This is a genomic window from Aeromonas sp. FDAARGOS 1402 (assembly GCF_019046925.1).
Classification (GTDB): Bacteria; Pseudomonadota; Gammaproteobacteria; order Enterobacterales; family Aeromonadaceae; genus Aeromonas; species Aeromonas caviae.
In genome coordinates, this window is record NZ_CP077201.1 from 1,354,803 (window position 1) to 1,367,500 (window position 12,698).

The 12,698-nt window shown below is 59.8% G+C and carries 9 protein-coding genes, 2 rRNA genes and 3 pseudogenes (1 of these 14 only partly in view); 10 read left to right on the forward strand and 4 right to left on the reverse strand.

All coding sequences use genetic code 11. The features are described 5' to 3' along the window. Window positions 1-12: 12 nt before the first annotated feature. From dut to I6L32_RS06495, 6 genes and pseudogenes are all read left to right on the forward strand, one after another. Window positions 13-471 (forward strand): dUTP diphosphatase, encoded by a 459-nt coding sequence (gene dut / locus I6L32_RS06475; RefSeq protein ID WP_216944837.1) that lies wholly within the window; start codon window positions 13-15, stop codon window positions 469-471. 70 nt (window positions 472-541) lie between these two features. Next, window positions 542-1,138: a nucleoid occlusion factor SlmA gene (slmA, locus tag I6L32_RS06480; RefSeq protein WP_010676117.1), complete on the forward strand. Its 597-nt coding sequence runs from the start codon at window positions 542-544 to the stop codon at window positions 1,136-1,138. A gap of 27 nt (window positions 1,139-1,165) precedes the next feature. Beyond that, window positions 1,166-1,249, forward strand: a pseudogene (locus I6L32_RS06485) (nucleoid occlusion factor SlmA); the annotation flags it as partial. Window positions 1,250-1,498: 249 nt separating this feature from the next. Next, window positions 1,499-1,582, forward strand: a pseudogene (locus I6L32_RS06490) (nucleoid occlusion factor SlmA); the annotation flags it as partial. A 27-nt stretch (window positions 1,583-1,609) separates the two neighbouring features. Beyond that, a pseudogene (locus I6L32_RS23635) lies at window positions 1,610-1,693 on the forward strand (nucleoid occlusion factor SlmA); the annotation flags it as partial. Between the two features lie 173 nt (window positions 1,694-1,866). Next, window positions 1,867-2,703 (forward strand): mechanosensitive ion channel domain-containing protein, encoded by an 837-nt coding sequence (locus I6L32_RS06495; RefSeq protein WP_042864726.1) that lies wholly within the window; start codon window positions 1,867-1,869, stop codon window positions 2,701-2,703. A 115-nt stretch (window positions 2,704-2,818) separates the two neighbouring features. Here I6L32_RS06495 and I6L32_RS06500 read toward each other — a convergent pair whose 3' ends face one another. Next, a complete protein-coding gene (locus I6L32_RS06500) occupies window positions 2,819-3,007 on the reverse strand; it encodes a holin (protein WP_216945128.1) in 189 nt (62 codons plus the stop codon). A 430-nt stretch (window positions 3,008-3,437) separates the two neighbouring features. Between I6L32_RS06500 and pgi the strand changes: the two genes are divergently transcribed. After that, window positions 3,438-5,087: a glucose-6-phosphate isomerase gene (gene pgi / locus I6L32_RS06505; protein ID WP_039040994.1), complete on the forward strand. Its 1,650-nt coding sequence runs from the start codon at window positions 3,438-3,440 to the stop codon at window positions 5,085-5,087. 163 nt (window positions 5,088-5,250) lie between these two features. Here pgi and ilvC read toward each other — a convergent pair whose 3' ends face one another. Beyond that, on the reverse strand, window positions 5,251-6,732 hold the full coding sequence (gene ilvC, locus I6L32_RS06510) for a ketol-acid reductoisomerase (protein ID WP_039041087.1): 1,482 nt from the start codon (window positions 6,730-6,732) through the stop codon (window positions 5,251-5,253). 193 nt (window positions 6,733-6,925) lie between these two features. Here ilvC and ilvY point away from each other — a divergent pair, with 193 nt between their 5' ends. The 3 genes from ilvY (at window position 6,926) to I6L32_RS06525 (ending at window position 10,782) form a co-directional block, all read left to right on the forward strand. Then, on the forward strand, window positions 6,926-7,819 hold the full coding sequence (ilvY, locus tag I6L32_RS06515; protein ID WP_052816527.1) for an HTH-type transcriptional activator IlvY: 894 nt from the start codon (window positions 6,926-6,928) through the stop codon (window positions 7,817-7,819). 107 nt (window positions 7,820-7,926) lie between these two features. Further along, entirely contained in the window at window positions 7,927-8,118 is a 192-nt protein-coding gene (locus I6L32_RS06520; RefSeq protein WP_042878337.1) for a hypothetical protein, read from the forward strand. A 90-nt stretch (window positions 8,119-8,208) separates the two neighbouring features. After that, window positions 8,209-10,782, forward strand: coding sequence for a bifunctional acetate--CoA ligase family protein/GNAT family N-acetyltransferase (locus I6L32_RS06525; protein WP_183149090.1), 2,574 nt, complete (start codon window positions 8,209-8,211; stop codon window positions 10,780-10,782). A 101-nt stretch (window positions 10,783-10,883) separates the two neighbouring features. On the opposite strand, the gene rrf is transcribed toward I6L32_RS06525, so the two are convergent. Beyond that, window positions 10,884-10,998 (reverse strand): 5S ribosomal RNA (rrf, locus tag I6L32_RS06530). A 122-nt stretch (window positions 10,999-11,120) separates the two neighbouring features. Further along, window positions 11,121-12,698, reverse strand: a 23S ribosomal RNA gene (locus I6L32_RS06535) (it continues 1,311 nt past the right edge of the window).

Below are 12,698 nucleotides of genomic sequence, written 5' to 3' on the forward strand. Positions count from 1 at the left end.
TGAAAAAGATTCATGACGACACAAATTGAACTGAAAATCCTGGATACCCGCATCGGCACCGACTTCCCGCTGCCCGCCTACGCCACACCGGGCTCCGCTGGCATGGACTTGCGCGCCCTGCTGGATGCACCGTTGACCCTGGCCCCGGGTGACACCACGCTGGTGCCGACCGGGCTGGCCATTCACATCCAGGATCCGGGTCTGTGCGCCACCATCCTGCCCCGCTCCGGCCTCGGCCATAAGCACGGCATCGTGCTGGGCAACCTGGTCGGCCTCATCGACTCCGACTACCAGGGTCAGTTGATGGTCTCGGTCTGGAACCGTGGCAACGACAGCTTCACCATGCAGCCTGGCGAGCGCATCGCCCAGCTGGTGATCCTGCCGGTGGTACAGGCTAGCTTCCAGCTGGTCGACGAATTCAATCAGAGTGAACGGGGTGAAGGCGGGTTTGGTTCTTCTGGTCGCCAATAACAAGACCACACGGCCCCCTGGGGCACGTGCCAAATAATAGAATCAAGCCATTGTTTTTTTAGGGGAATCCATGGCAAGCAGTAACCAGAAACAGAGTCGGCGCGATCAGATCCTGCAGGCACTCGCCCACATGCTGGAAACCAGCCCGGGCCAGCGTATCACCACGGCACGCCTCGCGGCCGAGGTGGGCGTGTCCGAGGCGGCCCTCTACCGGCATTTTCCCAGCAAGGCGAGGATGTTCGAGGGGCTGATCGACTTTATCGAGGATTCCCTGCTGTCACGGGTCAACCTGATCATGGCCGAAGAGAAGGACACCATGGCCCGCTGCCATCACATACTGCAGCTGCTGCTGGTGTTCGCCGAGCGCAACCCCGGCATCACCCGCATTCTCAATGGCGATGCCCTGCTGGGCGAACACGATCGGCTGCGGGATCGCATCAGCATTCTGTTCGACAAGCTGGAGACCCAGATCAAGCAGGTACTGCGCGAGAAACGGCTGCGGGAAGGCCAGGGCTTCCAGCTCGACGAGACCATGCTGGCCAACCTGCTGCTGGCCTATACCGAGGGCCGCATCAGCCAGTTCGTCCGCTCGGAGTTCAAAATCAAGCCCACCGCCGGGTTTGAAGATCAGTGGCAGTTTATCCGCAGCCAGCTGCTGCAAAGCTGAGCCAGCAGACCGCATCAACCAATGCACGTCCGCTCCGAGTTCAAAATCAAGCCCACTGCAGGCTTTGAAGATCAGTGGCAGTTTATCCGCAGCCAGCTGCTGCAAAGCTGAGCCAGCAGACCGCATCAACCAATGCACGTCTGCTCCGAGCTCACAATCAAACCCACCGCCGGGTTTGAAGATCAGTGGCAGTTTATCCGCAGCCAGCTGCTGCAAAGCTGAGCCAGCAGACCGCATCAACCAATGCACGTCCGCTCCGAGTTCAACATCAAGCCCACCGCCGGGTTTGAAGATCAGTGGCAGTTTATCCGCAGCCAGCTGCTGCAAAGCTGAGCCAGCAGACCGCATCAACCAATGCACGTCCGCTCCGAGTTCAAAATCAAACCCACTGCCGGCTTTGAAGATCAGTGGCAGTTTATCCGCAGCCAGCAGCTGCAAAGCTGAGCCAGCAAACCGCATCAACCAATGCACGTCTGCTCCGAGCTCACAATCAACCCCACCGCCGGGTTTGAAGATCAGTGGCAGTTCATCCGCAGCCAGCAGCTGCAAAGCTGAGTGCGCACATGCCGAGCGTCCCTGCGCCAGCAGGGTTGTGACAAAACGGGAGGCCTTGGCCTCCCTTGCTTTTTGTGGCACAAAAGAAGAGACAAGCACCAGATGCGACCCAGCTTGTCGCGCTCAAGTGTTAGATTCATCTGCCATAAATCTTCACACCAACAGGACATCCTATGGAACCCGAGATCATTACCGAAGCACAGACCTGGCTGACCAACAACCAGGGACTGATCATCGAGTATGCGGTCAACATCGCCGCCGCCCTGATCACCCTGCTGGTCGGTTACATTGCCGCCAACCTTCTCAGCGGTGGCGTGGTCAAGGTGATGCAGACCCGCAAGCTGGACACCACCGTCACCCACTTCGTCGGCAGCATCCTCAAATACACCATCCTGGTGTTCGTAGTGATCGCCGCCCTGGGCCGGGTCGGGGTGCAGACCGCCTCCTTCGTCGCCATTATCGGTGCCGCCGGTCTGGCCATCGGTCTGGCGCTGCAGGGCTCTCTCTCCAACTTTGCCGCCGGTTTCCTGCTCATCATCTTCCGCCCCATCAAGGCTGGGGAATTCATCGAGGTGGCAGGCACCAATGGCGTTGTGCAATCGGTCCAGCTCTTCACCACCACCCTCACCTCGGGTGACAACAAGATGGTGGTAGTGCCAAACTCCGCCATCCTAAACGGCACCATCGTCAACTACTCGCGTATGGATACCCGCCGCGTCGACATGACATTCGGCATCGGCTACGGCTCCGACCTGCGCAAGGCCAAACAGATCCTGGAGCGGCTGGTGAGCGAAGAGCCCCGCATCCTGAAGGAGCAGGCCGCTACCATTGCCGTCGCCGCGCTGGCCGACTCCTCGGTCAATATCGTGGTGCGCCCCTGGGTCAAGACCGGCGATTACTGGGGCGTCTGGTTCGACTTCCACGAGAAGGTGAAGCTCACCTTCGACGCCGAGGGCATCGAGATCCCCTTCCCCCAGCGTGTGGTCCACATGCAAAAGACGGCGGATTGATCCTCGGTGTGCGTTCTCCAGTGCCAGCCTTCGGGCTGGCACTGTCGTTTCTGCCTTCTGTGACATGAAAAAACCGGCCACAGGCCGGTCTTGCGCACCAGGTCGCACCGCGTTCTCACCCCAGCCGGCGTGCAACCCGGTTGAGCAGGGGCTGCATCAGCACATAACCCCCCAGCACGGCTCCGATCACCGCCAGTACGCGGATCTCCAGCGTCGGCGCCGCATTGGCCAGCGTCAGGGTCAGCAAACCGATGAGGCCGGTGGCGATCAGGCTCAGGGCAAACAGGGATAACAGGGATAACAGGGCTTTCATCTCGATCTCCTCATTCCACACCATTGATTCCATACCTTGGCCATCCCTGGGAGATCTCGTCCATTCGGCTCATATGATAGCCAGCGTCTGTTGCCCACCATTTGCGCCTGCTCAAAAAACCGTCCGATGAGCGTCTGTTGAATACCCTTTTATCTGTCACGCCAGCTTTCCAGCGCCACGGCCGTGCTCCCCTTGAAATGAAAGCCTTTTCAACCCGAACAAGCATGCGCGAACGCAAGATCCCGGGGTACTGGGTGACTCATAATCGCACTGTTTTGGTTGTACACTCCCTCGTTGCAGACAATTGGTAATGCTCTGTTACACGGGGCGCACGGAGTGCCCGGTATAATGCTCGCATAATAAGGTTTGGCGGGAGCCTTGCCTGCAAGGTTCAAACACAACTTGGAAGACTGATAATCCTATGAAAAATATCAATCCAACCCGGACCCAGGCCTGGCAGGCACTGGAAGCCCATTTTGCAGCCAACAAGGAGATGCGTCTCAAGGATCTGTTCGCACAGGATCCCAAGCGTTTTGACAAGTTCTCCCTCACCTTCGGTGGCGACATCCTGGTCGACTACTCCAAGAACCTGATCACCGAAGAGACCCTCAAGCTGCTGGTGAACCTGGCTGGCGAGACCGATCTGCGCAGCGCCATCGACGCCATGTTCAACGGCGACAAGATCAACATGACCGAAGGGCGCGCCGTACTACACACCGCCCTGCGCAACCGCTCCGACCGTCCCATCGAGGTTGACGGCAAGGACGTGATGCCGGAAGTGAACGCCGTACTGGCCAAGATGAAGGGCTTCTGCGAGAAGGTCATCGGTGGCGAGTGGAAGGGCTATACCGGCAAGGCCATCCAGCACGTGGTCAACATCGGCATTGGTGGCTCCGATCTGGGCCCCGTCATGATCACCGAGGCCCTGCGCCCCTACAAGAATCACCTGGAGATGCACTTCGTCTCCAACGTTGACGGCACCCACATCGCCGAGACGCTCAAGAAGATCGATCCGGAAACCACCCTGTTCCTGGTGGCCTCAAAGACCTTCACCACCCAAGAGACCATGACCAACGCCCTGACCGCCCGCGACTGGTTCCTCGGTCATGCCGGTGACAAGGCCCACGTTGCCAAGCACTTCGCCGCCCTCTCGACCAACGGCAAGGCCGTGGCCGAGTTCGGCATCGACACCGACAACATGTTCGAGTTCTGGGACTGGGTCGGCGGCCGCTACTCCTCCTGGTCCGCCATCGGCATGCCCATCGCCCTCTCCCTCGGCTTCGAGCACTTCGAGGCCCTGCTGCAAGGCGCCTTCGAGATGGACATGCACTTCGCCACTGCCGCCTATGAACAGAACGTGCCCGTACTGCTGGCCCTGATCGGCCTGTGGTACAACAACTTCCATGGTGCCGAGTCCGAAGCCATCCTGCCGTACGATCAGTACATGCATCGCTTCCCTGCCTACTTCCAGCAAGGCAACATGGAGTCCAACGGCAAGTACGTGGACCGCGACGGCAATCCGGTGGACTACCAGACCGGCCCCATCATCTGGGGTGAGCCGGGTACCAACGGCCAGCACGCCTTCTACCAGCTGATCCATCAGGGCACCAAGCTGATCCCCTGCGACTTCCTGGCGCCAGCCATCAGCCATAACCCCATCGGTGACCACCATCCGAAGCTCCTGGCCAACTTCTTCGCCCAGACCGAGGCCCTGGCCTTCGGCAAGAGCAAGGAAGCGGTGGAGGCCGAGTTCCTGGCCGCCGGCAAGACCCTGGAGCAGGTCAAGGATCTGGTGCCGTTCAAGGTGTTCGAAGGCAACCGCCCGACCAACTCCATCCTGTTCAAGCAGCTGACCCCGAAAACCCTCGGCTCCCTGATCGCCATGTACGAGCACAAGATCTTCGTACAGGGCGCAATCTGGAACATCTTCTCCTTCGACCAGTGGGGTGTGGAGCTGGGCAAACAGCTGGCCAACAAGATCCTGCCGGAGCTGGGCACCGATGAGGCCGTCACCAGCCACGACGGCTCCACCAACGGCCTGATCAACACCTGGAAAGCCTGGAAGGCCTGATTGCTCCGGCCCTCCAGAATGCAAAAGCCCCGCTCGATGAGCGGGGCTTTTTTATAGGCTTCAATCTGTCTGTTTGCATCATCCGGACGACAGGCCAGGTGTCTAAGCCAGCCAGTAACGGGGATCGTCATCCCCGCCCCTTCCGATGCCGCTCAGCGAAGGCTTAACCGCCGACGGCAATACGCTTCATGTCCTTCATGTAACCACGCAGGGTCTGGCCGATCTTCTCGATCGGGTGGTTGCGGGTCGCTTCGTTGGCAGCCAGCAGGGCCAGGTTGTCCACCGCCTTGCTCTCGGCACGGGCACTGCCCAGGTCCCCTGCTTGCAGGGTCGGCATGAAGTGCTCACGCAGCAGCGGCACGGCGGCGTTGGCGAACAGGTAGTTGCCGTACTCCGCGGTGTCGGAGATGACCACGTTCATCTCGTACAGACGCTTGCGGGCGACGGTGTTGGCGATCAGCGGCAGCTCGTGCAGAGACTCGTAGTAGGCAGACTCTTCATAGATACCGGAGGCCACCATGGTTTCGAACGCCAGCTCCACACCCGCCTTGACCATGGCCACCATGACCACGCCATTGTCGAAGTACTCCTGCTCGGCGATCTTGCCGGCATAGGCAGGGGCATTCTCGAAGGCGGACTTGCCGGTCTCTTCGCGCCAACCGAACAGCTTGGCATCGTCTTCGGCCCAGTCAGCCATCATGCCGCGGGAGAACTCGCCGGCGATGATGTCATCCATGTGCTTCTCGAACAGCGGACGCATCAGGGTGCGCAGTTGCTCGGAGAGTTCGAAGGCACGCAGCTTGGCCGGGTTGGAGAGGCGGTCCATCATCAAGCTGATGCCGCCCTGCTTCAGGGCCTCGGTGATGGTCTCCCAGCCGAACTGGATCAGCTTGCCGGCATAGGCCGGGTCGGTGCCCTCGGCAACCAGCTTGTCGTAGCAGAGCAGGGAACCGGCCTGCAGCATGCCGCACAGAATGGTCTGCTCGCCCATCAGGTCGGATTTCACTTCCGCGACGAAGGAGGATTCCAGCACGCCGGCACGGTCACCACCGGTAGCAGAGGCCCACGCCTTGGCGATGGCCATGCCCTCGCCCTGGGGATCGTTCTCCGGGTGGACGGCGATCAGGGTCGGTACGCCGAAGCCGCGCTTGTACTCTTCACGCACTTCGGTACCCGGGCACTTGGGCGCAACCATCACGACGGTGATGTCGGAACGGATCTGCTGCCCCTCTTCCACCACGTTGAAGCCGTGGGAGTAGCCCAGCGCGGCGCCCTGCTTCATCAGCGGCATCACGGTTTTGACGACGTCGGAGTGCTGCTTGTCCGGAGTCAGGTTCAGCACCAGATCGGCGGTCGGGATCAGCTCTTCATAGGTGCCGACCACGAAGCCGTTGTCGGTGGCCTTCTGCCAGGAGGCGCGCTTCTCGGTGATGGCGGCCTTGCGCAGGGCGTAGGAGATGTCCAGCCCGGAGTCGCGCATGTTCAGACCCTGGTTCAGGCCCTGGGCGCCACAGCCCACAATCACCACCTTCTTGCCCTTCAGCACGTTGCAGCCGTCCGCGAACTCTTCGCGCTGCATGAAACGACACTTGCCCAGCTGGGCCAACTGCTGACGCAGGTTCAAGGTGTTGAAATAGTTAGCCATGGTGATTGCTCCGTTCGATTGATTCCATGCCGGATGGCGGCGTTGTCGAAACCACTATAGCGCGGGACACTTATTGCCTGAACTGATATATTCGAAACAGTACGTTGCAGGAATTGAAATGTGATTTCCCGCAATCTCCCGCCGCCGAGCCATCGTGCTACAGGGCGCCTGACAACGCCGCAGGAATAAAAAGATGGACCTTCGCAATCTCGAACTGTTTCTCCACCTCGCCGACTCCCTCCACTTCGGCAAAAGCGCCGATGCCATGGCGGTCAGCCCCTCCACCCTGAGCCGCGCCATCCAGCGACTGGAGCAGGAGACCGGCTGCGTGCTCTTCGAGCGGGACAACCGCTCGGTGCGGCTCACCCCTGCTGGTGACAAGCTGCGGGAGTTTGGCGGTGCCTTGCTGCAGGAGTGGCGCCAACTCAAACAGGAGCTCAAGCGCAGCGACGAGCCGCTGCAAGGGCGGCTCCGGGTGTTCTGTTCGGTCACCGCCAGCTACTTTCTGCTGCCCGAGGTACTGGAACGCTTTCGTCGCCGTTATCCCCAGCTGGAGATCAAGCTGGAGACCGGCGACCCGGCACTGGCAGTGGACAAGATCCTGGCTGACGAAGCCGATCTCGCCATCGCAGCGAGGCCGGATGCGCTCTCGTCCAAGCTGGAATTCGCCAGCCTGCAACAAGTCCCTCTGGTGTTCATCGCCCCCCGCAATGCCCCCCAGCAGGGTCAGTGGTTCCCCCAGGGCGAACCTGACTGGGAGCGCCTGCCGCTGATCCTCTCCGAACAGGGGCTGGCCCGAAAGCGCTGTGATCAATGGTTTCGCAACAAGGGGATAGCTCCCAACATCTATGCAGAAGTGGCGGGCAACGAGGGCATCGTCGCCATGGTGGCCCTCGGCTTCGGTGTGGGTGTCGTGCCTGCCGCCGTCATCGATCACAGCCCCATGGGGGAGAAGGTGCGTGTGGTCGAGCCCAAACCGGCGCTCAAGGCGTTCGACGTCGGCATCGCCGTGCTCAAGAAGCGGCTGGAAGAGCCGCTGATCCGCGCCTTCTGGGACACCGCACGCGGCCAGGGAGGCCTTCGCTGATCCGGCAGGCGTCGGAGCCACAGTGAGTGTCAAATGTATCAGTATGAAAGTGGGGGAGAAGAGGGGACACTGGCCGGCACCATCCAGCCACCATCAAGGAATAGAGCGTGAGCCAGCATCTTGTCGAAATCCGCAGTGCCATCCTGTTCGCAGAATATCTGCAAAGCCTCGGGGTCCAGCGCCATGAACTCGATCGGGAGCAGGAGATCTATCTCCAGGACAAGCACCTCGCCACGGTCCAATGCATTCAGGGGGAGCTGCGCTTTTATCTGCGCGCCAGCGCACTGGCCAGATCGTGATCCGCAATCGGTCACAGAACCCGCACGCAAAGCGTATTAGACTGGCACCATCCGCCCCCCTCGCCCCGGGGGCCACCACGAGGAGTGCCCATGAAACAAAGCGGCCTGGATCGGCTCTTCAAACCTCACTCGATCGCCGTCATCGGCGCCTCCAGTGATCCGCAGAAAGCAGGCCATGTGGTCATCCGGCACCTGCTGGCGGGTCAGTTCCAGGGCCCTATACTACCCGTAGCCCCCCGCAGCCAGGCCATCGCTGGCGTGCTCGCCTATCCGGACATAGAGAGCCTTCCCCTCTCCCCCGATCTCGCCATCGTCTGTACCCGGCGCGAACGGGTACTGCCGCTCATCGAGGAGCTCGGCAAGAAAGGAACCGGAGCCGCCATCATACTGGCCGCCCAGTTCTCCACTGACGAGCGCCTGCGGCTCAAGCATCTGTGCCAGCAATACGGCATCCGGCTGCTCGGCCCCAACAGCATGGGCATGCTGCTCCCCGGGCAGGGTATCAACGCCAGCTTTTCCCCCATTGCAGCGACTCCGGGACAGGTGGCGTTTCTCTCCCAGTCGGCAGCGGTCAGCACCACCATCCTGGATTGGGCCAAGCAGCGCGAAATCGGCTTCTCGGCCTTCATCTCCCTGGGCGATCATTGCGACATCGACTTTGGCCAACTGCTGGATCAGCTCTCCCGGGACGGGACGACCCGCGCCATCCTGATCTACATGGACAAGCTGCACGATGCCAGGCACTTTCTCTCCGCCGCCCGTGCAGCCTCGCGCAACAAACCCATCCTGATCCTCAAGAGCGGTCGGCATGACCCGGCCAACGGTCTCGACAATGTCTATGATGCCGCCATCCGCCGAGCTGGCATGCTGCGCGTCCGGGATACCCACGAACTGTTTGCCACTGTCGAGACCCTGAGCCACTCCCTGACCCTCAAGGGGGAGCGGCTCGCCATCCTCTCCAACGGGCGCGGCCTCGCCAACATGGCCGCAGACGTACTGCTGTCTCGGGGAGGCAAGCTGGCGATGCCACCCCTCGACATCGGCAGCGATGCAGATATCGAGGCCTACAAGAGTGCACTCGAGACGCTGCTCCAAGGGGACAGTGCCGATGCCATCCTGCTGATCCATGCACCGTCCCTCACCGCCCGAGGTGTCACCCTCGCCAGCAACCTGATCGACTTCATCAAGCAGCATCCCAGGGCCAGACGATTCAACATCCTGACCAACTGGGCAGGCGAATACTCCGCCCAGGAGGGGAGACGCCTGTTCAATGAGGCGGGCATCCCGACCTATCGCACCCCGGAAAGCGCCGTCACGGCCTTCATGCACATGGTGGAATATCGCCGCAACCAGAAGCAGTTGATGGAAACACCGGCCTCCCTGCAGGGCGACAGGCTCGATGTCGAGCGCTGCCAGCAGCTCCTTGGGCAAGCGCTGGAGCGCCAGCAGCGGGTGCTGGACACCCACCTGGCCCATCCCATCTTGCAGGCAGCCGGGCTATCCACCCTCGCGACCTGGATCGTTTCCGATGCCATAGAGGCCGCACTGACTGCAGAACAGATCGGCTACCCCGTAGCGGTGAAGCTGCGATCTCCCGACATCGCCCACAAATCCGATGTACACGGTGTCATGCTGAACCTGCGCACCTCGGCGGAAGTCGCCCAGGCGGCGGATGCCATTCTGGACAGGGTACGTCAGCACGATCCTGGCGCCCGCATAGAAGGGCTTCTGGTACAACGCATGGCACGCCGCAGCGGGGGTCTGGAGCTACGGATCCGCTTGCAGCAGGATCCGGTCTTCGGCCCCGTCATCCTGCTCGGGGAATCCGGCGCCGAGCCCCGCGAGATGGTCGCGGCCCTTCCTCCCCTCAACCAGGCACTGGCTCGCTACCAGATCATTGGTGCCCTCAAGGATGGCAAGATCCGCGAGCAGGCCAGTCCGGTACGGCTCGATATCGACGCCCTCGGCCAGGTGCTGTGCCAGCTCTCCGAGCTGCTGCTGGCCTTCCCCGAGATACAAGAACTGGATCTGCACCCGCTGCAGGCCTGTGGTGAAGAGATGGTGATCCTGGATGCCCGGCTCGTCCTGGCAGAGCGAGGACAACAAGTGCTGCCACTGGCCATTCGCCCCTATCCCACCGAGCTGGAAGAGGGTGCCTGGCTGAAAGATCAGAGTCATGTACTGCTGCGCCCCATCCGCCCCGAAGACGAGCCGGCCCACAAGCAGTTCGTGCGGCAGGTGTCTGATGAAGACAGGTACAAACGCTTCTTCGCCGACGTGGGGGAGCTGGGGCATGAGGAGCTGGCCCGCATGACCCAGATCGATTATGACCGGGAAATGGCCTTCGTCGCCGTGGGTCAGGACGGCCCTTTCAGCCAGCAGATCCTGGGAGTAGTGCGAGCCATTGCCAGCCCGGATCAATCGGATGCGGAGTTTGCCATCCTGGTCCGCTCAGACTTGAAAGGGCTCGGACTCGGCAAGTTGATGATGGAAAAGATCGTGCGCTATGCCAGAGAGCGTGGCATAGGCCAGCTCTCTGGCATGACCATGCCCAGCAATCGCGGCATGATCAATCTGGCCAAACGGCTCGGTTTCAAGATCGATATTCAGCTGGAAGATGGGATAGTCAACATGGAGCTGCCCTGTGCTGATCAGGTTGTATAACGATACAATTGTGGTGGTAAATCAACCAGATATGGATGGATAACGTGAATTTCAGGCAATAAAAAACCCCGCTCGAGTGAGCGGGGTTTCTTGTATTGGGTGCCTGGCAGTGTCCTACTCTCGCATGGCGAATGCCACACTACCATCGGCGCTACAGCGTTTCACTTCTGAGTTCGGCATGGGGTCAGGTGGTTCCACTGCGCTATTGCCGCCAGGCAAATTCTTCAATCTCGGAAAGCTGACGTGAATAACGACTTTGCTAGCTGCTTGTCATTATCACTGAATTTGAGTAGTTCGTTCTATTTGCTACAAGCCTTAGAACACTTCTTGGGTGTTGTATGGTTAAGCCTCACGGGTAATTAGTATGGGTTAGCTCAACGTATCGCTACGCTTACACACCCCACCTATCAACGTTGTGGTCTCCAACGGCCCTTTAGGACCCTCAAGGGGTCAGGGATGACTCATCTCAGGGCTCGCTTCCCGCTTAGATGCTTTCAGCGGTTATCGATTCCGAACTTAGCTACCGGGCAGTGCCACTGGCGTGACAACCCGAACACCAGAGGTTCGTTCACTCCGGTCCTCTCGTACTAGGAGCAACTCCCTTCAATCATCCAACGCCCACGGCAGATAGGGACCGAACTGTCTCACGACGTTCTGAACCCAGCTCGCGTACCACTTTAAATGGCGAACAGCCATACCCTTGGGACCGACTTCAGCCCCAGGATGTGATGAGCCGACATCGAGGTGCCAAACACCGCCGTCGATATGAACTCTTGGGCGGTATCAGCCTGTTATCCCCGGAGTACCTTTTATCCGTTGAGCGATGGCCCTTCCATTCAGAACCACCGGATCACTATGACCTACTTTCGTACCTGCTCGACCTGTCCGTCTCGCAGTTAAGCTGGCTTATGCCATTGCACTAACCTCCTGATGTCCGACCAGGATTAGCCAACCTTCGTGCTCCTCCGTTACTCTTTGGGAGGAGACCGCCCCAGTCAAACTACCCACCAGGCACTGTCCGCGAGCCCGATTCAGGGCCCTGCGTTAGAACATCAAACATACAAGGGTGGTATTTCAAGGACGGCTCCAGCGCAACTGGCGTCACGCCTTCAAAGCCTCCCACCTATCCTACACATGTAGGTTCAATGTTCAGTGCCAAGCTGTAGTAAAGGTTCACGGGGTCTTTCCGTCTAGCCGCGGGTACACCGCATCTTCACGGCGAATTCGATTTCACTGAGTCTCGGGTGGAGACAGCATGGCCATGGTTACACCATTCGTGCAGGTCGGAACTTACCCGACAAGGAATTTCGCTACCTTAGGACCGTTATAGTTACGGCCGCCGTTTACCGGGGCTTCGATCAAGAGCTTCGCTTGCGCTAACCCCATCAATTAACCTTCCGGCACCGGGCAGGTGTCACACCCTATACGTCCACTTTCGTGTTTGCAGAGTGCTGTGTTTTTGATAAACAGTCCCAGCCATCTGGTCACTGCGACTCCCGTCAGCTCCATCCGCAAGGGACTTCACCAACAAGAGCGTACCTTCTCCCGAAGTTACGGTACTATTTTGCCTAGTTCCTTCACCCGAGTTCTCTCAAGCGCCTTGGTATTCTCTACCCGACCACCTGTGTCGGTTTGGGGTACGATGACTTGTAATCTGAAGCTTAGAGGCTTTTCCTGGAAGCAGGGCATCAATGGCTTCCGCACCGTGGTGCGTTCGTCTCGTGTCTCAGTGTTGTGTCTCCGGATTTGCCTAGAAACACCACCTACGCACTTTCACCAGGACAACCGTCGCCTGGCCCACCTAGCCTTCTCCGTCCCCCCATCGCAATTACAAGTCGTGCAGGAATATTAACCTGCTTCCCATCGATTACGCCTTTCGGCCTCACCTTAGGGGTCGACTCACCCTGCCCCGATTA